Origin of the sequence: Chitinibacter sp. ZOR0017 (assembly GCF_000799095.1) — a bacterium.
Lineage (GTDB): Bacteria > Pseudomonadota > Gammaproteobacteria > Burkholderiales > Chitinibacteraceae > Chitinibacter > Chitinibacter tainanensis.
On record NZ_JTLG01000045.1, the window covers coordinates 259,804 to 283,182 of the forward strand.

Consider the following 23,379-nt stretch of genomic DNA (forward strand, 5'->3'; position numbering starts at 1 on the left):
GGTCGAAGAACAGTTGCAAATCGCCACCCTTAAGAAAATTGCAGATGATGATGGAGAATGGCTTTGTTGCACAAATCAGCCCGAAAGCAAGTTTCCCCAAATCCCAAGCATATTTATTCCGCACGCTTCGTAGTTGGCGTGCCCAGTTGCGTGAAGTGATTTAAGATCGCAGCACGCACTTGCAACTCCGCCACCTGACGATCAAAGTCACGCGCCATCACTCGTTCACCGAGTAATTTGAAACAGCGCATTTTCGTTTCCACCAAGCTGCGCCGGTGATAGCCCGACCACTTTTTCCAGATCGCCCGCCCCAAGTACTTGGTCGCACGTAAAATCGCATTGCGCGATAGTGCACCCGCCGTATTTTCTTTCCGAAACTGAGCGTTCTTGTGAGTCGGGATGATCGCAGCCGCACCACGAGCCGCAATGGCATTGTGGCACTCTTTGGTGTCGTAGGCGCCATCACCGTAAATCGCCGCAATCTGTTCTGACTCGGGAATCTGATTCATCAGTTCCAGCAACATGGGCGCATCACCTGTTTTATTGTCAGTGACCTCAATTGCACGAATTTCAAGGGTTTCGGCATCAATACCGAGGTGAACTTTGCGCCATTGCCAACGATATTCGGCACCATGCTTCTTGGTTTTCCATTCGCCTTCACCGCGCATTTTGATGCCCGTGCTATCGACCAATAAATGCAAACCACCTTGGTTTTGACGGGCAGGAATAATGACTTTGAGTGTTTTTTGTCGACGAGAGATCGTACTCGAATCGGGGACGATCCAATCTAGGCTGGCGAGTCGAAGCAAGCTTTCCACCATGCCGGTGGTTTGGCGTAATGCGAGACCGAATAGACATTTGATGGTGAGGCAGAACTGAATAGCGGCGTCGCTGAAAGTGGGGTTTCGTCCACGTTTGCCAGTAGGCTCAGCAGCCCATTTCAGCGTTGAGTCGAGCCTAACCATCAACGCGCCACGTGATTTCAAAGCAGCGTGATAACTTGGCCAGTTGGTGGTTTTGTACTTGTTAGGTGCGGGTTTGCTCATGCAGTTATTCTATCAGTGGCACTACGCCGCTGATTTGTGCAACAAAGCCCGTGTGATCTGGATCAAGCTAGCATCAAACCAAACCCATTTTGGGAATGATCAAACCCATAATGGGTTTCTAATCCTTGACCATACCCATATTGGGTTTTATCATGCCCAATATGGGTACTTATACAGATGCGCTTTTTAGCAAAACTCAGCAGCGGGTGCTGGCGGTGTTGTTTGGCCAGCCGCAACGCTCTTTTTATGCCAACGAAATCATCGCGCTGGCGGGCGGTGGCTCGGGTGCGGTGCAGCGTGAGCTGGCCAAGCTGGAAGCGGCGGGGCTGATCAGCTCACGCCGCATCGGCAATCAGAAGCACTATCAGGCCAATGCCGATGCGCCGATTTTTGCCGAGCTGCGCGCAATTGTGGTCAAAACCTTTGGGCTGGCCGATGTGCTGCGCGCGGCCTTGGCGGAGATTGAGCCACAGATTGCGCTGGCGCTGGTGTATGGCTCGGTGGCCAAAGGCAATGAGCATGCCGCGAGCGATATTGATTTGCTGGTGATCGGCGAGCAGGTATCGCATGCGCAATTGCTGGCGGCCTTGCTACCGGCGCAGCAGATTTTGGCGCGGCCTATCAATCCAACGCTCTATACTGCAGCAGAATTTGCGCAGCGCGTGAGCGAGGGGCGATCTTTTATCACCCGCGTGCTGGAGCAGCCGAAAATCTTTGTGAAGGGAAATGCTGATGACATCGCCCGACTTAGCGCCGCTTGAAAATCTGGCCAAGATTGGCAAGCTCAAAGCCGAGCCACCCGATGCGCGCGAGTCGGCGGGGCTGATTCGCTCGGCTGCCGTTCGCTTGAAAGATGCGCGCAATACCGCGCTATCAATCGAGAGCCGTTTTGATCTGGCCTACAACGCCGCGCATTCCGCCGCGCTGGCGGCGCTACGCGCAGCTGGGTTTCGCAGCGATAATCGTTATCTGGTGTTCCAGTGTTTGGCACACAGTTTGGGTTTGCCCGCAGCCGAATGGGTTTTACTCAATCAGGCGCATACCAAACGTAATCTGGCCGAATACGAAGGTGATCTGGATGTGACCGACAGCTTTGTGGCCGAGCTGATCGAGCAAGTCGAGCGCGTGATTGCCGCGGTGCAAAACCGCAGTTAGCAATTGCCTACGATCATGCGCGCCGTCTCGAAAAACCTCGCAAATGTGAGGATTTTTGATGGGTATTGCCTGAAGGCCATTGACCTATAAGGATTTAGGCAGCATACCCCTTCCTAACAGCACGGTAGGGCGTATTCGACGCGAAGCGACAATACGCCAAGTGGCAGCGTGGCATCCGGCGTACCGAAGTGATTATTCTTAAGCCGGATCAATAATTTACTTTCAATAAAATACCTTGAATGGCGGGTTACGCCTTCGGCTAACCCGCCCGACAAGACTTTACGATCCAACTTATTGCATTGAATGAAGGCCAATCATATTGCCTTCGGTATCGACCACCATCGCGATAAAGCCGTGCTCGCCAATCGACATTTTGTGCTTGAAGATTTCGCCGCCGTTGGCTGCCGCTCGTTCGGCCTCCACGGCGCAATCATCACACGCGAAATAGACCATTGTGCTGCCGCCAGATGGGCAGCCCGCCATTTTTACGAGTGCGCCAGCGGCACCAGAGTCTTCCATTGACATGGGAAACGCCCACATTTCCATATCAGCAAACCCCTCGGGATCAGGATTTTTTAATTCCTCCAATGAGCCTTGGAAAACCGCTTCGTAAAATGCCTTCGCACGGGCCATGTCTTGAACATATATTTCAAACCAGGCAACTGGATTACTTTTCATTCGATTTTTCCTTTTGAACGTCAATCAAGCAGAGTCAGCGAGCGGTAATTATGAGTGGGCGCACATGTGAAAAACAAGGTTTGCCGTGCGATTTATCCCCACTGCTTAGCCTGACGCAAAAACCGCTCAATGCTCTCGCACTACAATCAAGGCCTCCACCTTTTGTTGGAAGCGAATAGCATGCCCAATTTGATTACTGCGATCGAATCCGCCATCACCGCCGCCACCGGCCAGCCGTTTCACGTGAAACAGCAGCGCAGCGTGGGTGGGGGCTGCATTAATCAGGCTCTGGTATTGAGCGATGGGGTGGCAGGTGGGCGGCAGTATTTTGTAAAGCTTAATCGCGCCGCGCTGTATGGCATGTTTGTGGCCGAGGCAGCTGGGCTGGCGGCGCTGAGCGCGGGGATACGTGTGCCGCAACCCATTGCGCATGGCGTGTGTGATGGGCAGGCTTGGTTGGTGTTGGAATATTTGCCGCTCAGTGGCGCACCCGACCCCAACGCCATGGGGCAGGCGCTGGCCCAACTGCATCGCATTACCCCGACTGGCGCGCCGCGCTTTGGTTGGGAGATGGATAACACCATAGGCAGCACGCCGCAAAGCAATCGCTGGCACGATAGCTGGGTGGATTTCTGGCGCGAGGAGCGGCTGCTGCCGCAGTTCAAGCTAGCACGACAAAATGGCTGTGATTTCGGCGCGGCGGGCGCACAGCTACTGGATAAAATCCCCGAGTTTTTCCGCGATTACACGCCGCAGCCCAGCTTGCTACACGGCGATTTGTGGGGCGGCAATGCGGCAGGGCTGGCGGATGGTACGCCGGTGATTTTCGACCCGGCGTGTTACTTTGGCGACCGCGAGTGTGATCTGGCCATGACCGAGCTATTCGGCGGCTTCGGCCCACGCTTTCTCGCCGCCTATCACGCCGCATGGCCGATCGATGCCGGCTACGCACAGCGCAAAACGCTGTATAACCTCTACCACATCGTGAACCACGTCAATTTATTTGGTAGCGGCTACGCAGGGCAAGCGCGGCAGATGATCGCTAGCTTGCTGCGGATGGTGGCATAAGCCGCACAATACAATAAAAAACGGGGGCGATGCCCCCGTTTTGCTTGCTGACTTGAAGACTTGATAAGCCTGATTACACACTGGCCACAGTGAAACGCTGGCGGCTGTGTTTAGGCGATTCGATTTCATCCACAATCGCCACCGCGAGGTCGGCCACTGAAATGCCGGCAGGCTGCTCACCGGCGAACAAGACGTCATCGCCACCCAAGCGGTATTGGCCGCTACGCTCGCCCGGAGCAAGGAACACCGGTGGCGATACAAAGCGCCAGTTCAGTGCGGATTCTTCGCGCAGCAGGTTCAGTGCCGTGCGTGCACCCAGCGCGCCTTCTTTCCATTCGGCCGGAAATTCGGGCGTATCAATCAGTTGCAGGCCTGGCGCGATATACAAGCTACCGGCGCCGCCCACTTCCAGAAAGCTTTGCACGCCGGCGGCTTTAATACCCGCCACAATCGCATTGTGGCCTTGTACAAACAGCGCCTGAATATCGTCCTTGCCCCAACCTGGGTTAAAGGCCGAAATCACCGCATCGTGGCCGGCCACGGCGGCGGCGATATCGGCTGCATCATAAGCATTGCTTGCGCGGGCATTCACACCCGGCAGCGCCGGCACTTTGGCTACGTTGCTCACCAGCGCGGTGACGGTATGCCCGCGTTGCGCCAACTCTTGCAATACTGCTGAGCCTACAAAACCAGTTGCACCAATCAAAGCGATTTTCATTGTGTTTCTCCAGATCAATTAAACAGTGCAGCCATCATATTCCCTTGCTAATCCGCTGATAATCCGTCAAAAATAGCATTCATTATTTAGTTAATCTAAACAATAGGCCCAATATGGAAGCATTACGCCGCATGGCGATCTTTGCCCGCGTGGTTGAGCTGGGTTCGATGAATGCCGCCGCCAAGGCGCTAGGGATGACGCCCTCGGCGGTAAGCCAGCAGCTGAGCAAGCTCGAAGCGCAGCACAATGTCACGCTCTTACATCGCACTACGCGCAAGCTCACGCTCACCGAAGCGGGCAGCGTGTTTTATCAGGGCTGCGCCGATATGCTGGCGGCGGCGCAATTGGCCGAGCAGCGGATTAACGAGCTGCGCGATGCGCCGGTGGGGGAGCTGCGCCTGTCTGCGCCTACCGGTTTTGCCGGCCCTTTGATCAGCCAGGCGCTGGCGCCGCTGCTGAAACTGCACCCCAAATTATCGCTGCGGCTGTTTTTTCATGACGAGATGATTGATCTGGTAGCCAACCGCATTGATCTGGCGCTACGCGCGGGCGAGCTAAAAGACTCTAGCCTGATCGCCCGCCATCTCACCGACTGGCCCAATGTGCTGGTGGCTGCGCCGCAGTATCTGGCGCGCCAAGCGCCGATTCAACATCCCGATCAGCTCAGTCAGCTCGATTGGATTGCGATTGAAGCCGGACGGCATGATTTTGCGTTCTTTCACCCCGATGGGCGGGTGGAGCAGCCGACGCTCACGCCGCGTATTCGCAGTAATAACATCGTGTCGGCGCGTGAATTTGTGCTAGCAGGCATGGGGATGGCGATTCAGCCTGAACCCGAAGTGCGGGCGGCAATTCAAGCTGGGCGCCTGAGTGTGGTGCTGCCGGAATGGCGTTTACCCGCAATTGCCATCTATGCCGTAACCCCGCGACGCGAGGCGCAGCCGGCCAAAGTGCGCTACGCCATCGAGGCGCTGCAAGCGCAGTTGGCCCAATAATGCGCTAAAGGCCTATATTGGCGCGACTTTTTATCCACAAAACTTATCCACAACCAGAAGAACCAGCAATAGCTAACTCGCTAAATGCCAAAACACCAAATTCCACACCAGCAAAATCGGGTTTTTTAAGTCTAGGCACACGATTTAGAACGGCGCGAATCACGGATTTGCTTGGCAGGCAGGCCAGATCAGCCAAGGCAGGCGCTTAAACTCGCCCACCTGCCCGCAGTTATAGACCTCCAGTGGATTTTTGCCAGCCGCAAGTGCGCAACGATCGGCGCACAGCAAAACTCGCTAAGGGTAGGGGTAAAGCTCCCCCACCCTTGCTGTGGATAATTTTGTGGGCAAGCTATTAACAAGCTGTGCGCCTACTGTGGTTCTGTTATGTATAAGCAGTGAGCAAGCCGGTATAAATTGCGTTACGTCGGTGTTGCGGTGAAGTCGAGCCCCGCCGGGTTATCGCGCACCATCATGCGTTCTGGCGTTGGGTATTCAATAAATCCAAACTGCGCATACAAGCCGTGCGCGTCGCCGGTTTGCAAAAAGCAGCGCGATACATTGGCCAGTATGGGCTCAGACATCAATCTGGCAATCATCTGCTTTGATATACCCCTATCTCGATACGCTTCATCCACGATCACATCGGCTAAATAAGCAAAGCGCACCGTATCGCTAATCACGCGCGCGTAGCCGACTTGCTGCTCACCGATAAACGCACCAATCACCACCGTCGAGCCGCGCGCGGCTTGCTCGACGTAAAACTGGCTAATCCCCGGCGACCAATAACTCGCCGCCAACCACGCCGTAATGCGCGGCCAATCGAGCGTGGATAAGTCGGTGCGAAACACTAATTCATCGTGCATGCAATTCTCGCTTACGCCGTTTCAGTCGCAGCAAATAGCGCCGGCCATTGCGCGATAATGCGCTCGGCGGCCTGCGCTGGCTGGCATTGCTCGGTGTCGATCAGCATCCAATCGTCGGGCCAAGGAAATTGGCCCAGACTTTGGTCTTGGTAATGCTCGGCGGCATGCAGCAAATAATTACGAGCCCATTCCACATCACGCTTGGCCGGCTTCATCTGCAAGCGCTGCGGCGTACCTTCGCGCGCCATGCGCGTGGCTAAATCGGCGCGGAGCTCAACAAAGCGCACGCGCCGACCGTGCGACAAAAATAATTCGCGCAACGCGTGCATGCGCTCACCATCCTCGGCCACATTAAACGCCCAGACAAAAGTAAAAATCACGCCCGGATGCGATTGATCGGCCAGCGCGGCGCGAAACAGCTGCATGCGCAAAGACCAGCTTAAATCTTGAAACCGCGGATGATCCCAGCCCAGAAGCTGGGCCACCGGGTCGGTCGTTAAATGGTTATGAAAAAAGCGATAGCCCGTCTTTTCTGCCAGCGCTTGCCCAACGCTGGCTTTACCGACCGCGCCGGGGCCGAAGATGACGATTAAATCAGCCATGTTTTACCCCGCGACCCGCCGCCAGATTTCAAATTCCAGCCGCTCGCCTTGCTCGCCAAAGCGCTCGTTCTGCCATTCACCCTTGGCGGTGAGCTGGGCGCGAAAGGCAAACTGGGTACCTGCAGTGGCGCCCCAGCTCGCAAGAGCAATGGTTTCGACATAATGGCCATCTTGCAGCGTATAGCTGCCACTGCCAGCGCTATAAAACTGCCCATCTTGCAGGGTGATAAAGGCAAAGCCGGTGGCCGAGAGTACTTTGCGCGCGCTTAGGCGCTGCATATCGTAGGGCTGCGGCGCCTGGCCGGGCTCGGCGATTTCGCCCCGTACTAATTCCCAAGTACCTGCCAGTGAGATGGTTTGCATGGGTGCACTCCTTTTGGGTAAAAAACAGCGGATTAATCCGCCAGGGTGAGATCAGCGCAGGCCTGCTCGTAGCGGGCCAGTTTGACGGCAAACCACGCTTCGTCGTACCACTGCAGATTCTGGCTGTGCTTCACGTCATCCCACAGCGAGAAAAACCAGCGCCGCGCAGCAAAGCCGGCTGGCGGGGTGTATTGGGCTAAATACGCCTCCAATAAGCCCAGCTGCGGCGCCACATCGGCGAGGTGGAAAATATCTTGCTCACGATGCCGGTAAGCCACATCGCAAGGGTCTAACGCCGCCAGCAGCTCCCCGCTGCTGGGCGAAAACAGAAAATTCCCCGCGTGCGGATCATCGTGCACCAAGCTGGAGGGCATGCCGGCCAGCGGCGCCAAGATGGCCGCGCGCTGCGCCCAGAGCGCCAGCAAGGCTTGCCGCTGCGCGGGGGTAAACGGGGAATGCAGGTCGGCGACATATGCGGCCAGCGGCGCTGTCCAGGCCTCGAAGGCCGGCAACAGCGTAGGATAAAACTCGCCGGCGGGGCCTTCAAAGCCGCGCGCATCGGTCTGGGCATGCCACGCCGCGAGTAAGGCGACCACCGCTGCAGCGGCGCGCTCGGGTTGCGGCCAGGGGCCAGGCACATCCCACGGGGCAACACCGGGCAGGCGATTGAGTAGCAGAGCTTCGCATTCGCGCTCACCCACCGCCAATACGCCATGCCATAGCGGCGTGGGCATCGCGACAGTTGCGTGGGGCATCAGCCGCGCCAGCCCGCGCAGCTCTTTGGCCACCCGGCCGGGCTGCCAGCTGAATTTGAGCACCACTTCGCCAGCCGCGCCGGCCAAGATCACGGCACAACCATAAAAGCCCTGCACCGCATGCACTACCTGCGCCTCAGAGCTATACAGCTGCTGGTAATGCGCCTGCGCAACGTGGGCATAGGCCGCCAAGGCGGCATCAAGCTCAGGAACTGACATCGGCATGACCTCGAACTGAATCAATCAATTTAAACAGCTTGCCAGCCCAGCGGGAATGCTCGAAGATCACCTGCGATTTGTCCAAAAATCACCTGCGGGGCGTGGGGATGGCATTGATTTACTACGAGCGGTTTGATTGTGACGACCAGGGCTGGAACCGCCTGGTGGGCGCGCACGTGTTTCATCAGCCATCGCACCCGCCCATGCGCGAACGTGGGCTATTTATGTGCGGGATTTCCGAGGCGCGCGGCCACAGCGAAATCGAGCGCATTGATGCCAATTTTCATGTGCTGCTATTTTGTCTTGGTGGCAGTGGCGAATTATTTGAAGGCGACCACACCTGGCCTTTTCAGGCTGGCGAGCTGGCAATGCAGCCCGCCCGCGGGCAGCGCGGTTTTCGCCGTACCGGCAACGAGCCGATGCATTTGGTGTGGTTTCTGCTGCGCGATGAGCCACGCTGGGCACATCTGAATGCCGCGCACTGCTACGTTAAACCCAACCCGCATGGCTGGGCGCTGCACGATGCTGTATCCATGTATCAGCGTGAAGCCCAATACAGCAATGACCGCCAGAGCTATACCCTGGTGATGCCTGCGCTAGAGTTGCTGTGCCAGCAGCTGGAACGCGCCGTGGGCCCGAGCGAAGCCAGCCCCGGCTGGCCGCAGCAGCTACAAGCTTTATTCAACGCCGTAGCACGCGAACTGGCCCGCGATTGGCCGCTGGATACGCTGGCCAGTCAGCTACACATCAGCCCGGCGCATTTGCACCGCCTGTGTCTGCAGCATCTGGGTATGCCGCCCGGGCAACAGGTGTTTGTGTTACGTATGCAAAAAGCCCGTGAGCTATTGGCCAGCGGCCTGCCGGTGGGCAAGGTCGCCAGTCTGGTTGGCTATCAGGAAGTAGCCAGCTTTTCGCGGCGGTTTCGCCAGTATTTTGGCTATTCGCCCAGCCAGAGCCCGCAGCAGAAACCCAGCCGCGCCCCTACCGAAGGATCGTAATACCCGGCATGACTGCGTTCTTTTATGACATTAGCTGGTACGGCATGATGGCCGTGGGGGTGCTGTTTTTTGCGGCACTGTATTTGGGTTTTGGGGCGCTCAATCACGCCCTAAGCCAATGGCTGCTGCCTGCGCTGGGCTACGGCGGGCGGCTAGACCCGCGCCCGATTCCGGTCGGGCAAATCCGCCGTGAGCTGCGCCATTCGGCTCTGGTGGTGGTGTTGTTCGGGGTAGGGATGGTGTTTCCGTGGGGGCTGTTGCAGCTGGGCTGGGCCCGGCTGGCGCCGCAGGCCAGCGCCGGGCAGATTGCGCTGGAAATGCTGGCGCTGATTATCTGGAACGAAATCCATTTTTACCTCAACCACCGGCTGCTGCACACCCGCTGGCTGCAGCGCTTTCATTTGCCGCATCACCGCTCGGTGGTGACCACGCCGTGGGCCACCTACAGCCTGCATCCGCTGGAGGCCATGATGCTGGGCAATGTGATTTTGCTGCCGATGGTGGTGCATGATTTCAGTGTGTACTCGCTGATGATGGTGCCGGTGTTCAGTATTATTTTTAATAACATCGGCCATTCCAATTACGATTTTCTGCCCGATTACCAGCATGACCGCTGGTGGCTCAATGGCGCCCGCCGCCATCATTTGCACCACGCCTGCTACCACGGCAATTACGGCTTTATGTTTCCGTTTATGGATCGCTGGCTCGGCACCGATTTGCCGCCCGATGCGGCTGCCGAGAAAATCCGCCGTGTGCTAGCCAAAGCAGAGCAGGGCGATGCTGATTAATCGGCGCGATTGGCAGTCGGTGGCCTATCTGCTCGCCCAGCCGCTGCTGGTGGCGCTGCTATGGCACGTGCCCATGCACTGGGCGCTCACGGCGGTGGTCTATGGGTTGGTGCTGTTTCTGACTCTTGGGGTGGGGGTGATTCACCATAATCACACTCATCGCAAAATGTGGCGCAGCAAGCGCCTAAACCGCCTGACCGATCTGTGGATCACCGCCCTGCAGGGTCACCCGACCTTTGTGTTTTACCCGGCGCATATCGCCAACCACCACCGCTACCATCACGGCCCGCAAGACGTCGCCCGCACCTATCGTTTTGGCGGTGATACCAATCATTTACTGGGCTATTTGCTGCATCCGCTACAGGCGGGCTGGGTGTTGTACCCTCTGTTTATCCACTGGCTGCGCCAGCTGCAGCAGCGCCATGCCGGCGCATTTCGCTATTGCCTGCTGCAATACGCCATTGTGCTGCTGCTGTGGGGCACGCTGGCGCTGAGCGATGCGCAAAAAATGCTCTGGCTGGTGCTGCTACCGCAACTGCATGGCCTGCACTGGTTACTGGCCACCAATTACCTGCAACACGCACATGCCGATGGGCATTCAAAGCTGAATTTCGCCCGCAATTTCGAGGGCTGGGTGAACCCGCTGCTGTTTAATATCGGCCTGCATACCGCCCATCATCGCCATCCGCGCGCGCATTGGTCGAGCCTGCCGCAGCTGCATGCCCACTATCGCCATCAAATCCACCCTGCGCTCAATGCCGGCCCTTTGCTGGCCTATATGGGGCGCACATATTTTCTTAGCCTGCTGCACCCCCGCTGGCGCAGCCGCAGTCTGATGACCACAGGAACACCGCATGCCGATTCAGTTTGACCACGTTTATCTGGCCGCCGCCAGCCATTTTCTGCCGGGCGAGCCGGTGGATAACCAGGCGATGGATGCCTATATCGCCCCACTAAACCGCATTTCGGGGCGAATCAAGCAGCGCATTTTGGCCGAAAACGGCATTCAAACCCGGCACTACGCCATTGATGCCAGCGGCCACACCCGCTTTAGCCACGCCCAGCTGGCCGCACAAGCGGTGCAGGCTTGCCTCGCCCAGTCGAACACCCCCTTAAGCGAGATTGGCTTGCTCACGATGGGCTCATCCGGCGGCGATGCGCTGATGCCTGGCTTTGCCAATATGCTGCAGGGCGAGCTGGGCGCGCCACCGATGCAAACACTCTCCAGCCAGGGCGTTTGCGCCGCGGGCGTGAGCGCGATCGAATTTGCCGCGCAGCAAATCGAGCTGGGCGCGCAGCAGCATGCGCTGGCGGTAGCGGCCGAAATGCCGTCGCGGATGTTCAAACGTTCGCGCTTTGCTCCGCGCGGCTATCAAAGCGATTTTGATGCGCATTTTCTGCGCTGGATGCTTTCAGATGGCGCCGGCGCGCTGCAGCTCTCCCGCCAGCCCTTTGTGCATCAGGGCAATTTGCGCATCAAGCTGAAATGGATCCACCAAAAGAGCTTTGCCGGTGATTACCCGGTGTGTATGCAGCTGGGGCTGACCGAAGATCGCAGTACGTCGTTTCTGGATTTCCCGTCTTCATCCGAGGCCGAAGCCGCAGGGGCGCTGGCTTTGCGCCAGGATATCCGCCTGCTGCCGCATCTATTTGATGTTTGCATTCATGAATACGTCAAGCTGGTTGACCAGGGCTGGATTCACTCGACACAGGTCGATCATTTCCTTTGCCATTATTCCTCGGCCAAATTTATGCCGGTGGTGGAAGATCTGCTGGCCAAGGCGGGCCTCACCATCCCGGCCGAGCGCTGGTATAGCAATCTGAGCAGCCGCGGCAACACCGGGGCAGCCTCGATCTTTATTATGCTGGCGGAGTTTTTGCAGCAGAAAACCCTGCGCGCTGGGGAGAAGATTTTCTGCTTTATCCCCGAATCAGGCCGCATTACCGCCGCATTTATGCTGTTTGAAGTGGAAGACGCCGGCAGCAACCCTAATACCCAGCCCAAGTATCAGGCCACGGCCAATACAGTTAAATCATTCCAACTACATACCCCCAATATCCAGGCGCCACACAATCCGAGCGAGGCGCCCGAGCCTTTGCAGCCATTACTCGGCCGGCTGGCTAGTTTGTGGCAGGACTATCGCTCATCAGTGTGGCGCACACCGGTGATTCATCAACTGGTGAGCGGACGCTTTGATGTGGCGGCCTATCGCAACTGGACTGCGCAATGGGTGCCGCAAGTGCGGGAGGGCAGCCTCTGGATGCGCGAAGCAGTGGCCTCGCTCAGCGGTGATTTTGCCGCGTTGGGCGCGCTGATTGATCTGCACGCCAGCGACGAGCAAAATGATTTCCAGATTCTGTATCAGGATTATCAAGCCGCTGGCGGCACTCAGCCTTTAGATGCGCTGCGGCGTAATCCCGGCGGCGAGGCGCTGAATAGCTATTTGCACGCGTTGGCTGCCACGCCCAATCCGGTGGGGCTGCTGGGGGCGATTTATATCATCGAAGGCACCGGCCAGCGCATTGTGCCGGCGCTGTTGCCACTGTTGCGCCAGCAAGTGGCACTGCCGCCGCAAGCCTTTCGCTTTTTGGAATATCACGGCGCCAACGACGAGCACCACTTGGCACGCTGGCTGGCCGCGGTGGAGATCACCCTGGCCTTAGCCCCCGAGGCCGCTGACGCCATCTACGCCACGGCGCGCCGCACCGCGCAGCTGTATTTAATGCAATTCGACCATATTCAGGAGCCGGTATGAGCCATTTTCTGGATGCACCGCACGACCCCCGCGACCCTAACCCCTGGCAGGCCTTGTATCTCGACCAGAGTACCCCGTTGCCCGAGCCGGTTAAGCGCGCCTGGCTGACGGATTCGGCCTCGCCATCACGGCAATATCTGCTGCCACTGGTACGGCCATTGGCACGGTTGCTGATCATTGTAATTCAGCTGTGCAAAATCGTGCTGCCGAAAAAATGGGCGGCCTCGAAACTCTTGCACCGTATTCTGGTGTGGGGGCTGAAGGGTTTTGTTTCACCCGAGGCCAACTGGCTAATCTTGCGCCATTTTCACTTGGGCGCGCAGATCATCGAGTTTGTGGCCCGCAATGCGCCGGTTGAAGTGCCGCTATCGCCACTCAAGCCGGCTGACATCGATGCGCTGGAAGATGAGCTGTTTCTTAAGCACGACCTGAATCTATTCAATTTTGTTATTCGCTTAAATCAGGCGCTGCAAGCCAGCGGCCAAACGCTGGCGCCGGTAAATCCGGTGGATTTCAGCATGATTAGCGAGCCGCCGCTGGCGCTGGCCGATATGCCGCAGGGGCGGCTGAATGGGATTGATCTACAAACGGCAATCGAGATTTTCACCCCGGTGTATCAGCTCTTTCTGACTGACAATGATTTCTGGCGCGCGGCCAACTCGCTGCAGCTGGATGAAACCATGGGCGTGTATGCCGCCACGATTCTCAATACCCCCCAACACCTGCTGCTATTGAATAACAAGCACCCACTGGTGCCGCTATCCACCCTGCGCGCCGGCCACCGGCTGGTGCTGCATGGCTTATCCACCGAAATGCTGCACTGCCTGCTCAGCCGGCTACGGGCGGAGCAAGAGCTGGCGCAGGCGGGCGAGCAGGGCTAATTCCTGCCGCGCAAAGGCATAAACCGCGACCTCATCAATCACGGCCACGCCTTGCAGTTGGCTCAAATCCAGCCCCAGCTTGGCCGCCAAGGTGGCCGCAGCGGGGCTGACAGCCAACAGCGAAGGGCTGGTGGGCGCGGCGCTTTGCGCTGAATCAGGTTCATCGGCAGGTAGCAGTAAATCGCCGGTAGGCAATTCGGCGATTTCCATCATCAGCAATAAATCATTGCTGTTCACGAAATCGCCATACTCGACCATCAAACTGCTGACTTGTCCGGCCTCAGGCGCCAGCACCGGCCATTCCTGATCGGCAGCCAGCAAGGTGATCAGGCGGGTATCCGCGGCCACTTGCTGGCCCGGTTTCACGTGAAACACGGCCACTTCGGCAGCTTCGGGTAATTCTGGGGCACAAATCAGATGCGTGGTGTAGCGCATTGTCATTATTTACTATCCAAGGCTTGATATTCGCCAATACGATGTCGGCCTTTGCCGACTAGACTATGCTGCACATAGTCGTCAGGCAGTATTCATTAAACAATCCTGCGCCGGCAAGGGCCAACCTTCGCCGACGTCGTTTTTCCGCCTTTGAGGAGTTCGTTCATGAGCGATTTGGTCTTGGTGATTAATGCCGGTTCGTCGAGCATTAAGTTTTCACTGTTTGAAACGACGGCGGCTGATCCACAAGTGCTGTACAAAGGCCAGATGGAAGGCCTGTATGTTGAGCCCAAATTCAGCGCCAAAGATGCCAACGACGAGAAAGTCGCCAACGAAACACTGCCTGCCGATGTGCCTAAAAACCATGATTACGCACTGCGCCATATGCTGGCCTGGCTACAGCAACGTTTGGGCGGTCGCCAGATCAAAGTCATTGGCCATCGCGTAGTGCACGGCGGTACGCAGTATTCTAAACCTGAGCGGGTTACGCCTGAGCTGCTGGCTGGCCTTGAAGCGCTGATTCCGCTGGCGCCATTGCACGAGCCGCACAACATCGCGCCGATCAAGATTCTGCAAGACTTGCTGCCCGATGCGCCACAAGTCACCTGCTTCGATACCGCATTCCACACCACCCAGCCCGAACTGAACCAGATGTTTGCGCTGCCGCTGGATTTTGCCCAGAAAGAAGGCATTCGCCGTTATGGCTTCCACGGTTTGTCGTATGAATATATCGCCAGTGTCCTGCCACAGATCGATACCCGTGCCGCTGAAGGCCGCACTGTAGTCGCGCACTTGGGTAACGGCTCATCGATGGCCGGCCTGCTGGGTGGCGCCTGCCAAGCAACTACCATGGGCTTTACCGCGCTGGAAGGTCTGCCAATGGGTACCCGCTGCGGTAGCATCGATGGCGGCGTGTTGCTGCATCTGATGAACCATCTGAAGATGGATGCCAAACAGATCGAAACCCTGCTGTATAAAGAATCTGGCCTGTTGGGTCTGTCAGGGATTTCCAGCGATATGCGCGATCTGCACGCATCGAGCGATCCACGCGCTAAATTTGCCACTGACTACTTCGCCCGTCGCGTAGCGCGCGAAACAGCTTCACTGGCCGCGGCGATTGGTGGCCTGGATTGCCTGGTATTCACCGCCGGGATTGGCGAAAACGACGACATTACCCGCGCGAATGTTTGTCACCAGCTGCGCTGGCTGGGTGTTGAGCTGGATGAAGTGGCCAACGCGGTGCGCTCTGGCGAACCACGCCGTATCTCGCTGGCCGACAGCAAAGTAGCGGTGTATGTGATCCCGACGAACGAAGAGCTGATGATTGCCCGTCAGGCACTGGCCGCGCTGTAATTCGCGTCCAAGCTCAACCCTCAAAACCGCGCGGCAAGGCGCGGTTTTTTCATGCCCGGAACCGGGTGCGGGGATTTAAGTCTGAGTTAATATTCCCACGCTAAGCTGCGATCCTGTCATGGCGCTGTCATCATGCCGATGAAAAATAGCCGACACTGGGCCTTGCTGCTAGCATTAGCGTCAATCAAGACTATTGGATGTGAAATGCACGATCAGAATGTGATCATTGATCTGGCCCTTGAGCCACGCAAACGACCGCTCGCGGCCGGCTGGGCTTGGCTGCAGCGCTCGTATCAGCTTTACCGGCAGGCCCCAGTGCCGTGGCTAAAAATTAGCACGCTGTTTTTTGGGCTGATGCTGCTGACCGGCTTGCTGCCTGTGCTCGGCTTTGTTGTGAGTGTGATCATCGCGCCGATTTTCCTGGGCGGCATTGCGGTGGCAGCCCAGCGCACGGTAGCTGGGCAATTACCGCCGGTGGAAGATCTATTCCTCGGCTTTAAAACCAAAGCCAGTGAGCTAGCGAAAGTGGGCGGGTTTTATATCCTCGGCGGCTTTGCGGTAGTCGTGGCAGTATCGATGCTCACGGGCATCCTGCATAGCATCGGCCTCATTGGCGCCTTGCCCGAAAAGCTGGAAAGCCTGCAGCAAATCCGGCATTTGTGGCCAATTGGCGTACTGCTGCTGGTGGGTTTGCTGGGGGTATACAGCGCCTATTTTTATGCGCCGATCTTGGTGATGCTGGATCAGCTATCCGCTGGTGAAGCGATGAAAATGTCTTGGGTCGGCTTTTGGCGTAATTGGCTGCCGTTGATGATGATGTCTTTGCTACTAGCCGTGATTCTGTTTGCCGCCCTGATGTTAGGTACTCAGCTAAATCAATTGTTGAGCGGCATTCCCTTGCTGGCCGATTTGCCGATGTTTGTGGTTTGGTGTTTATGCATGCCGCTGGTGCTGATTAGTAGTTATGTGTGTTATGCCGATGTGTTTGTCTCTACAACCCCCACTGGAGATCATTTGTGAGCGAAAGTCCATTTAAAGGTAAGACTGGGATCAAGCGCGTATTCAACGCCTTGGGCTACTCGCTAGATGGCCTCGCGGCCGGCTGGAAAAATGAAGCGGCATTTCGCCAAGTAACCCTGCTGGCTTTGGTCGGGATTCCGATCGCGCTGTTTTTACCGGTGCCGGTCTGGGGTAAAGCCTTGCTGGTGGGCAGCCACCTCGCTTGCGTGATTGTCGAGCTGCTCAATTCAGCGGTGGAAGCCGCGGTTGACCATACTTCGCTGGAAAAACACATCCTGGCCAAACGCGCAAAAGACCTAGGCAGTGCCGCGCAGTTGGTGGGCTTACTGAATCTCAGCGCCATGTGGGCGCTGGTTTTGCTGGCCTAAAGCACACACCACAGACGCAAAAAAACGGGCCTCGGCCCGTTTTTTATTGCCCACATTGCTGCTTATGACTGATGTTGGCGAATATCGTCTTCCAGATCCGACATCAGAATTTTCAGCGCGGCATCTGACACCATCACTTCCATCAGACACAACAGCAAAGAGCCCACCATCATCAAGAGGCTGGCAAAAAACAAGCCTTGCGCCCAGGCATTGTGTTCAAGCGAAACCAGCACCATCGAGATAATGCACATCAGCAGGCTGCTTACCCCAAACGCCTGCATATAGCGGATCAACCAAACCCGCATTTTCAGGTTTTTTAATTGCCGCAAAATATTAACGTGGGGGGTGGCGCGGTGGTGTTCGTACAGCTGGCGAATGATGCTGGACAGGGCCAGAAAGCGATTGGTGTAGGCCAGCATCAACAGGGAAATAGCGGGGAAGAGCAGTGAAGGGGTATTGATACTGAAGTTATCCATCATGACCTTTCTTGAATTCTTTGATCACGTGCTGTTGCCGACGGCTAACCGCCAACCGCTCGGGCACATCACGCAATACCACCACCCAGTGCGCCTCGCCGCCATTCACTGCGGCGCGCTCGAATCCGGCAATACTATCGCGCGCCACCAAGCAATTGCGGTGAATTCGCACAAACTTTGATCCAAATTCATCTTCCAGTTTGGTGAGGGAGTCTTCCAGTAAATATTCACGGTCATGCGTGCGCAGGGTAATGTATTTCTGCTCAGCTTTCAGAAAACGCGCCTCAGACACCGGGATCAAGTGCACACGGCCTCGCTCTGAGACACTAAAATGCGTTCGGGCGCCTTCATTAGCCGGCGTCACTTGGATGGGCTCGCCAGCGTGCTGACGCAGTTCCAGCGCACGACGCAGTGCCGCCAGCAGGCGCTCGGTGCGAATCGGTTTGAGCAGGTAATCCACAGCTCGGACATCAAAAGCCGCCACACCGTAGTCTTCAAAGGCAGTAGCAAAAATCACGGCTGGCGGTTTGGCCAGCTGCAGCAGTTTGCGTGCCACTTCAATCCCGCTCATTTGTGGCATCTGAATATCCAGAATCACCAAATCAATGTCGTGTTCAGCGATTTGCGGCAGCGCCGCAATCCCATTGGTGGCGGTGCCCACCACGGTATGCGGACACTCGCTGGCGCAATCGGCCAGCAGGTCTTGCAAGCGGGCAAGAGCCGGTAATTCATCATCGACTAAAAACAGACGCAGCGGTTTGCTCATGCTTCAGCTCCCGAAAAGGCAGCACGATATGTATTTGATAATAGTCATTTCCACGCTGAATGCTCAGATTTGCCTCAGCATCAAAGTACAGCAGCAATCTTTCTCGCACATTATCCTGGGCCATGCCATTACCGATTCTCTGTACGGCACTGGGGACCAAGGGATTACGGATATCAATGTGGACCTCGTTGCGGACCCGAAAAGCGTTGATATGGATCGTGCCGGTTTCGATACTGGGTTCGATCCCGTGGTAGACCGCATTCTCAAGCAACGGCTGCAAAATCAGTGGCGGAATCAATGCCTTTTTCGGCATTTGCTCGATGTGCCATTGCACATCCAGTCGCTCACCCAAGCGGGCTTTTTCGATTTCCAGATAGCCGCGAGCGAGTTCGATCTCCCGCTCCAGCGTTGATAGGCCCTGTTGCGTCCCCATCGCCACCCGGAATAATTCGGACAGATTTTGCAGTAGCTGCTCCGCTAATTTGGGCTGGCTACGAATCAAAGATAGCACTGCATTCAAACTATTGAAGAAAAAATGTGGCCGAATCCGTGCCTGCAGCGCCACCAGCCGTGCTTCAGCCAGCCGAGGCGAGAGCGTTTTCAGCCACAATTGGTAATGCCACAGCAGCAAGGTAGTCGATAAAGCGGCCAGCAATAACATTTGCCACGGATCAGGCTGGGGCAACTCCAGCAGCAAGCCACCCAGAAGTTGCTGCAATAGCCACGTCCAGCCCAGCACCACGCCATACACCACCGCCACGGCTCGGCGATAGGGCCAGCGGGATAGCCAAGGCGCCAGCGCTCCTAGGCAGGCCAGCGCCCCCAGCAACACCGGCTCGACCCAGAAAGCGGCATCCGTCAATCGGCTTGACCATTCACTCCAATGGGTCAAGCTACTTAACACATACATCAATAGCCCCACATGGGCGAGCAACAGCGCGCGGAAAACCACGCCAAAATTCCGAAAGTCGGGCATTACAGGTGCTGCGTCGTGCATGGGTTTGCCAAATCCTGAATCTGTCTTCTTAAATGGTGAAGATCAGCATAGCATCGACTTGGGTCCACCATGGGATTGGCAGTACTGTATTCGCGCGCTTTAGACGGCATGCACGCCACCCCGGTGACGGTGGAAGTCCATTTGTCCAATGGCTTGCCGGCCTTCAGCCTCGTGGGCCTCGCCGATACCGAAGTGCGCGAAGCGCGCGAACGCGTGCGCGCAGCCATCTTGGTAGCCGGCTTTGAATTTCCGATTCAGCGCATAACCGTTAACCTCGCGCCGGCCGACTTACCCAAGGGGGCAGGACATTTTGATTTGGCGATTGCACTGGGGATACTGGCCGCGAGTGGGCAAATCCCTGCCGAGCGCCTGGCCGAGTACGAATTTGCGGGCGAGCTCGGCCTCACCGGTGAATTGCGTGCGGTGCGTGGCGCACTGGCGCTGGCGGTAGCGGCGAAGCAGGCCGGGCGGCAGCTGATAGTGAGCGCAGCCAGTGCAGCAGAAGCTGCCCTGATCGCTGAGGCGCAGGTCTTGAGCGCCGAGCATTTACTGGCGGTATGTCGCCATCTGCATCAACAAGGCGACCTATTGCCCGCCAAGCCAATCGTTACCAGCACTGGCGAGACATACCCCGATATGCAGGATGTAAAGGGCCAACATGCGGCGCGGCGTGCGCTAGAAATCGCCGCCGCCGGCGGGCATTCATTACTGCTGATCGGGCCACCGGGCACCGGCAAATCGATGCTGGCCCAGCGCCTACCCGGCATCCTGCCCCCGCTAACGCCGCAAGAAGCCCTCGAAGCCGCCACCATTCAATCCTTAGGGCAGCAGGGGCTGGATGCGCGCCGATTTGGTCAACGTTCTTACCGTAGTCCACACCACACCGCCAGCAGCGTGGCACTGGTAGGCGGCGGCAGCACGCCGCAGCCGGGCGAAATTTCGCTGGCGCATCATGGCGTGTTGTTTCTCGATGAACTACCCGAGTTTGATCGCAAAGTGCTGGAAGTTCTGCGCGAGCCACTGGAAAACGGCCGCATTCATATCTCGCGCGCCGCGCGGCAAGCCGAGTTTCCGGCCCGTTTTCAGCTAATTGCCGCGATGAATCCCTGCCCTTGTGGGTATCTGGGACATCCGCATAAATCCTGCCGCTGCACCCCAGAGCAAATCGCCCGTTATCGCGGCAAGATTTCTGGCCCTTTGCTTGATCGGCTGGATTTGGTGGTGGAAGTCGGAGCGCTAAGCGAGAGCGTATTAACCAGCTCGCAAACCGGTGAGCCCAGCGCCGCCATTCGCCCACGGGTGCTGCGGGCGCGAGAAGCCCAAACCAGTCGCCAAGGCCACGCCAATGCGGCGCTTAGCGGCCCTGCCTTAGATCAGTGTTGCCAGCCAGATGCTGCGGGCCTTGCGCTGCTGCAAAAGGCGATTCAGCAGTGGCAATGGTCTGCGCGCGCGTATCACCGCGTATTACGCGTGGCTCGCACCATCGCGGATTTAGCGGCGAGTGCCGATATTCAGCCCCAGCATGTGGCCGAAGCGATCCAGCTGCGCCGCACGCTAGAGTAAAAAACTATGAATTACGTAGCAACAATCAATTTCAACAATCAAGCACCGCCCATTAGACTGAAGCAAACCTAAGGAGAAGCGCCATGACCCCACTCAACGAAATCTGGCAAATCCTGCTCGAAGTTAGCGCCGATTTTGCCGCCAGCCACGCCTAATCTGCATGGGTATAGCCTGCCAAGCAACCTCCATAAATGCGTACAAAGCAATACCCATTGTCTTTTATTTAGTCAACATCGCTGACGCTTCACCGCAAGACCCGCCTAGCAATGACTAATTGCAGGCGAATTGTGCAAGCGCCGACGGGATAGAGCACGACATAGTTTCCCCACTGCGGCAACGATGCGCAGCTAAAACTTACATCGCAAGCTTAAAAAAGGCGGCCCTAGGTATTGGCCGCCCTTTAATTACCCCGAAGGGTATAAGCTGAAACACGATAACTGACAAAGCCTAGGCAGCAATACCCTACAGATCCGCCTCGACCTCATTACCACGCGCTTCCAGCCATGCGCGTCGTGAGCTCGCTTCGCCTTTACCCATCAGCATGTTCATCACATCCTGGGTATTGCGCTGCACATCTTCCGGCACCGCCACTTTCAGCACCCGGCGCGTGTCCGGATTCATGGTGGTTTCAAATAACTGCTCGGCGTTCATCTCACCCAGACCTTTGAAGCGGGAAATGCTCCAGGCCCCTTCGCGGATTTTTTCTGCACGTAGCTTATCAAGGATGGCGGTTAGCTCGCCGTCATCCAGCGCGTAGAATTTACGCGGTGGTTTGCCCTTGCCACTGCCGGCCACATCCACACGGAACAGCGGCGGCTGCGCCACATACACATGGCCATGGCGGATCAACTGCGGAAAATGCCGGTAGAAGAGGGTAAGCAGCAGCACCTGAATATGCGAGCCATCCACGTCGGCATCCGACATGATGATGATCTTGCCGTAACGCAGACCCGAAAGATCAACTTCGGCATTCAGTGGATGGGGGTCCACCCCGATTGCCACCGCAATATCGTGCACTTCGTTATTGGCAAAAATCTGGTCTTTATCGACTTCCCAGGTATTCAACACCTTACCGCGTAGCGGCAAAATGGCTTGGAAATCTTTATCACGCCCCAGCTTGGCCGAGCCGCCGGCAGAATCCCCCTCGACGAGGAAAAGCTCGCAACGCTCGTATTCGTCTGAGGCACAATCGGTGAGCTTACCGGGCAAGACCGCAACGCCCGATGATTTTTTCTTTTCAACCTTTTGCGCGTTTTTTTGCCGAGATTGTGCGGCTTTAATCGCCAATTCGGCGAGTTTTTTGCCAAATTCCACATGCTCGTTCAACCATAATTCGAATGGTGAGCGCACCATGGTTGAGACCAATTTCAGGCCATCACGGCTGGTGAGTTTGTCTTTGGTTTGCCCCTGAAACTGCGGATCAAGCACTTTCGCCGACAGCACAAAGGAGCAACGGCTGAATAAGTCTTCCGGCAGCAGCTTGACGCCTTTGGGCAATAAATTGTGAAAATCGATAAAGGTTTTCACCACCTGAAACACGCCATCGCGCAGGCCGGATTCATGTGTGCCGCCCGCCGGTGTCGGGATCAGATTCACATACGATTCGCGATTAACCAGGCCATCTTCGGTCCAGGTCAGCGCCCAGGCGCAACCCTCGCCACGGCTAAAGGTATCGTCTTCGCCATCGATGTATTTTTCGCCGCGGAAAATCGGCACGATTTGGGTATAGCCGGCCACTTGCTCAGCCAGATAGCCAGTCAGGCCATCGGGATAGCACCAGCGTTTTTCCTGCAGCTCGCCATTGGCTTGCTCCACCCACAAGATCACCACCAAGCCGGGCAAGAGCACGGCTTTGGATTTGAGCAAATGCTCCAGCTCGGTTTGCGGGATCGTAGGGCTATCGAAATATTGCGGATCGGGCTGCACAAACACCCGGGTACCGGTGTCTTTCTTGGCGCAAGTGCCGATCACACTCAGCGGCTCGAGCAAATCACCACCGGCAAAAGCCAGCTGATTGATCTGGCCGTCACGCCGCACTTCAACTTCTAGCCGGGTAGCGAGGGCATTGGTAACAGATACCCCCACCCCGTGCAGACCGCCAGAAAACGCGTAGGCGCCACCGTCTTTTTTATCGAATTTACCGCCGGCATGCAGCTGGGTAAACACTACCTGCACGGTAGGCACGCCTTCTTCGGGGTGCAGGCCGACAGGAATCCCGCGGCCGTTATCCACCACCCGCAGCGATTGATTGCGATACAGCGTCACCTCAATCTGCGTGGCATGGCCGCCCAGCGCCTCATCGGCGGCATTGTCGATCACCTCTTGGCAGATATGCAGCGGATTATCCGTGCGCGTGTACATGCCCGGCCGGTGGCGGACAGGATCAAGACCTTTTAAGACCTTGACCGACGATTCGTCATATTTGGGAGCTGCCATTGTTTCACGTGAAACCAAAAAATGAATTTGCGGCTAAGTCTAGCAGATGCCGCCGCAATAATGAAAAAGCCCGCACGCAC

26 protein-coding genes are annotated in these 23,379 nt (G+C 56.9%); 13 read left to right on the forward strand and 13 right to left on the reverse strand.

Features of this window, described 5'->3' with window-relative positions:
• Positions 1-113: 113 nt before the first annotated feature.
• Positions 114-1,046 carry an IS5 family transposase gene (locus L991_RS15690; protein ID WP_047396921.1) on the reverse strand — a complete coding sequence of 311 codons (933 nt, stop codon included), beginning with the start codon at positions 1,044-1,046 and terminating at the stop codon, positions 114-116.
• 161 nt (positions 1,047-1,207) lie between these two features.
• Between L991_RS15690 and L991_RS15695 the strand changes: the two genes are divergently transcribed.
• Both L991_RS15695 and L991_RS15700 read left to right on the forward strand, forming a co-directional pair.
• On the forward strand, positions 1,208-1,807 hold the full coding sequence (locus L991_RS15695) for a nucleotidyltransferase domain-containing protein (RefSeq protein WP_156129109.1): 600 nt from the start codon (positions 1,208-1,210) through the stop codon (positions 1,805-1,807).
• Positions 1,779-2,201 carry a hypothetical protein gene (locus L991_RS15700; RefSeq protein WP_047396923.1) on the forward strand — a complete coding sequence of 141 codons (423 nt, stop codon included), beginning with the start codon at positions 1,779-1,781 and terminating at the stop codon, positions 2,199-2,201. The genes L991_RS15695 and L991_RS15700 overlap by 29 nt, the downstream gene beginning before the upstream one ends.
• A 291-nt stretch (positions 2,202-2,492) precedes the next feature.
• On the opposite strand, the gene L991_RS15705 is transcribed toward L991_RS15700, so the two are convergent.
• Entirely contained in the window at positions 2,493-2,879 is a 387-nt protein-coding gene (locus L991_RS15705; protein WP_047396924.1) for a VOC family protein, read from the reverse strand.
• Between the two features lie 180 nt (positions 2,880-3,059).
• On the opposite strand from L991_RS15705, the gene L991_RS15710 reads away from it, so the two are divergent.
• Positions 3,060-3,947 carry a fructosamine kinase family protein gene (locus L991_RS15710; protein ID WP_047396995.1) on the forward strand — a complete coding sequence of 296 codons (888 nt, stop codon included), beginning with the start codon at positions 3,060-3,062 and terminating at the stop codon, positions 3,945-3,947.
• Positions 3,948-4,020: 73 nt separating this feature from the next.
• Here the strand turns inward: L991_RS15710 and L991_RS15715 are convergent, their stop codons facing one another.
• On the reverse strand, positions 4,021-4,665 hold the full coding sequence (locus L991_RS15715; RefSeq protein WP_047396925.1) for an NAD(P)-dependent oxidoreductase: 645 nt from the start codon (positions 4,663-4,665) through the stop codon (positions 4,021-4,023).
• 113 nt (positions 4,666-4,778) lie between these two features.
• On the opposite strand from L991_RS15715, the gene L991_RS15720 reads away from it, so the two are divergent.
• The gene (locus L991_RS15720; RefSeq protein WP_047396926.1) at positions 4,779-5,660 is read left to right on the forward strand and encodes a LysR family transcriptional regulator; all 882 of its coding nucleotides are present in this window, start codon (positions 4,779-4,781) and stop codon (positions 5,658-5,660) included.
• Positions 5,661-5,703: 43 nt separating this feature from the next.
• On the opposite strand, the gene L991_RS17395 is transcribed toward L991_RS15720, so the two are convergent.
• The 5 genes from L991_RS17395 to L991_RS15740 all read right to left on the reverse strand — a co-directional run bounded on the left by L991_RS17395 (position 5,704) and on the right by L991_RS15740 (position 8,462).
• On the reverse strand, positions 5,704-5,856 hold the full coding sequence (locus tag L991_RS17395; protein ID WP_156129110.1) for a hypothetical protein: 153 nt from the start codon (positions 5,854-5,856) through the stop codon (positions 5,704-5,706).
• Positions 5,857-6,079: 223 nt separating this feature from the next.
• Positions 6,080-6,523, reverse strand: a complete 444-nt coding sequence (locus L991_RS15725) for a GNAT family N-acetyltransferase (protein WP_052190998.1) — start codon at positions 6,521-6,523, stop codon at positions 6,080-6,082.
• Positions 6,524-6,534: 11 nt separating this feature from the next.
• On the reverse strand, positions 6,535-7,125 hold the full coding sequence (locus tag L991_RS15730) for a hypothetical protein (protein WP_047396927.1): 591 nt from the start codon (positions 7,123-7,125) through the stop codon (positions 6,535-6,537).
• Between the two features lie 3 nt (positions 7,126-7,128).
• Positions 7,129-7,488: a hypothetical protein gene (locus L991_RS15735; protein WP_047396928.1), complete on the reverse strand. Its 360-nt coding sequence runs from the start codon at positions 7,486-7,488 to the stop codon at positions 7,129-7,131.
• Between the two features lie 32 nt (positions 7,489-7,520).
• Positions 7,521-8,462: a phosphotransferase gene (locus tag L991_RS15740; RefSeq protein ID WP_197053918.1), complete on the reverse strand. Its 942-nt coding sequence runs from the start codon at positions 8,460-8,462 to the stop codon at positions 7,521-7,523.
• A 107-nt stretch (positions 8,463-8,569) separates the two neighbouring features.
• Between L991_RS15740 and L991_RS16740 the strand changes: the two genes are divergently transcribed.
• From L991_RS16740 to L991_RS15765, 5 genes are read left to right on the forward strand one after another with little or no spacing between them, the layout of a single operon-like run.
• Complete coding sequence (locus tag L991_RS16740; protein WP_052191000.1) at positions 8,570-9,460, forward strand: AraC family transcriptional regulator; 891 nt, start codon at positions 8,570-8,572, stop codon at positions 9,458-9,460.
• An 8-nt stretch (positions 9,461-9,468) separates the two neighbouring features.
• Entirely contained in the window at positions 9,469-10,248 is a 780-nt protein-coding gene (locus tag L991_RS15750; RefSeq protein ID WP_052191010.1) for a sterol desaturase family protein, read from the forward strand.
• Entirely contained in the window at positions 10,238-11,119 is an 882-nt protein-coding gene (locus L991_RS15755) for a fatty acid desaturase (protein ID WP_047396930.1), read from the forward strand. The genes L991_RS15750 and L991_RS15755 overlap by 11 nt, the downstream gene beginning before the upstream one ends.
• On the forward strand, positions 11,103-13,004 hold the full coding sequence (locus L991_RS15760; protein ID WP_047396931.1) for a StlD/DarB family beta-ketosynthase: 1,902 nt from the start codon (positions 11,103-11,105) through the stop codon (positions 13,002-13,004). The genes L991_RS15755 and L991_RS15760 overlap by 17 nt, the downstream gene beginning before the upstream one ends.
• On the forward strand, positions 13,001-13,885 hold the full coding sequence (locus L991_RS15765; protein ID WP_028450629.1) for a hypothetical protein: 885 nt from the start codon (positions 13,001-13,003) through the stop codon (positions 13,883-13,885). The genes L991_RS15760 and L991_RS15765 overlap by 4 nt, the downstream gene beginning before the upstream one ends.
• On the opposite strand, the gene L991_RS15770 is transcribed toward L991_RS15765, so the two are convergent.
• Positions 13,841-14,326: a biotin/lipoyl-containing protein gene (locus tag L991_RS15770; protein WP_081986729.1), complete on the reverse strand. Its 486-nt coding sequence runs from the start codon at positions 14,324-14,326 to the stop codon at positions 13,841-13,843. The two genes, L991_RS15765 and L991_RS15770, sit on opposite strands and share 45 nt — an antisense overlap.
• A gap of 159 nt (positions 14,327-14,485) precedes the next feature.
• Here L991_RS15770 and L991_RS15775 point away from each other — a divergent pair, with 159 nt between their 5' ends.
• The 3 genes from L991_RS15775 (at position 14,486) to L991_RS15785 (ending at position 17,061) form a co-directional block, all read left to right on the forward strand.
• Positions 14,486-15,673: an acetate/propionate family kinase gene (locus tag L991_RS15775; protein ID WP_047396933.1), complete on the forward strand. Its 1,188-nt coding sequence runs from the start codon at positions 14,486-14,488 to the stop codon at positions 15,671-15,673.
• Positions 15,674-15,877: 204 nt separating this feature from the next.
• Positions 15,878-16,693, forward strand: a complete 816-nt coding sequence (locus L991_RS15780) for a BPSS1780 family membrane protein (RefSeq protein ID WP_047396934.1) — start codon at positions 15,878-15,880, stop codon at positions 16,691-16,693.
• A complete protein-coding gene (locus L991_RS15785) occupies positions 16,690-17,061 on the forward strand; it encodes a diacylglycerol kinase (RefSeq protein ID WP_028450633.1) in 372 nt (123 codons plus the stop codon). The genes L991_RS15780 and L991_RS15785 overlap by 4 nt, the downstream gene beginning before the upstream one ends.
• Before the next feature lie 62 nt (positions 17,062-17,123).
• Here L991_RS15785 and L991_RS15790 read toward each other — a convergent pair whose 3' ends face one another.
• The 3 genes from L991_RS15790 to L991_RS15800 are packed head-to-tail and all read right to left on the reverse strand — an operon-like array spanning position 17,124 to position 19,300.
• Positions 17,124-17,540: a DUF2721 domain-containing protein gene (locus tag L991_RS15790; RefSeq protein WP_028450634.1), complete on the reverse strand. Its 417-nt coding sequence runs from the start codon at positions 17,538-17,540 to the stop codon at positions 17,124-17,126.
• Positions 17,530-18,303 (reverse strand): LytTR family DNA-binding domain-containing protein, encoded by a 774-nt coding sequence (locus L991_RS15795; RefSeq protein WP_028450635.1) that lies wholly within the window; start codon positions 18,301-18,303, stop codon positions 17,530-17,532. The genes L991_RS15790 and L991_RS15795 overlap by 11 nt, the downstream gene beginning before the upstream one ends.
• Positions 18,269-19,300, reverse strand: a complete 1,032-nt coding sequence (locus L991_RS15800; RefSeq protein WP_047396935.1) for a sensor histidine kinase — start codon at positions 19,298-19,300, stop codon at positions 18,269-18,271. The genes L991_RS15795 and L991_RS15800 overlap by 35 nt, the downstream gene beginning before the upstream one ends.
• 69 nt (positions 19,301-19,369) lie before the next feature.
• On the opposite strand from L991_RS15800, the gene L991_RS15805 reads away from it, so the two are divergent.
• Positions 19,370-20,863, forward strand: a complete 1,494-nt coding sequence (locus L991_RS15805) for a YifB family Mg chelatase-like AAA ATPase (RefSeq protein ID WP_047396936.1) — start codon at positions 19,370-19,372, stop codon at positions 20,861-20,863.
• Between the two features lie 462 nt (positions 20,864-21,325).
• Here the strand turns inward: L991_RS15805 and parE are convergent, their stop codons facing one another.
• The gene (parE, locus tag L991_RS15810; RefSeq protein WP_047396937.1) at positions 21,326-23,299 is read right to left on the reverse strand and encodes a DNA topoisomerase IV subunit B; all 1,974 of its coding nucleotides are present in this window, start codon (positions 23,297-23,299) and stop codon (positions 21,326-21,328) included.
• Positions 23,300-23,379: the final 80 nt, after the last annotated feature.